At 29.5% G+C, this 275-nt stretch carries 1 protein-coding gene; it reads left to right on the top strand.

Annotated features, from left to right (window positions below; all coding sequences use genetic code 11):
• Positions 1–94: 94 nt before the first annotated feature.
• Positions 95–275 (top strand): hypothetical protein (locus tag EOC06_RS41260; protein ID WP_206631437.1); only part of this gene is annotated, 181 nt, incomplete at its 3' end.

Below are 275 nucleotides of genomic sequence, written 5' to 3'. Positions count from 1 at the left end.
ATATAAATTTGACCGAGTAATCTACTCAAATAACAACATAGATGTCTTCCTAGATTCTAATTGGGATGAAAAGTCCCTTATTACGAATGTTGTCTTGAAAGATAACTACGATCAAGAATACGTAATAAAGCCAAATCAAAATGGAATGAAATTTGCAAAAGGAGAAATTTCCTTTAAGAAATATACAAAGCTACAAAGGAAAGAAGATACACAAGGAATTTGGGCTTTTATTTTTTCAGTCGTTCCATTATTGCTCTTATTTAGTATTATAAGAA

This window comes from Mesorhizobium sp. M7A.F.Ca.MR.362.00.0.0 (assembly GCF_004023175.1).
GTDB lineage: Bacteria > Pseudomonadota > Alphaproteobacteria > Rhizobiales > Rhizobiaceae > Mesorhizobium.
This window is presented reverse-complemented; position numbering and strand designations above follow the sequence as displayed.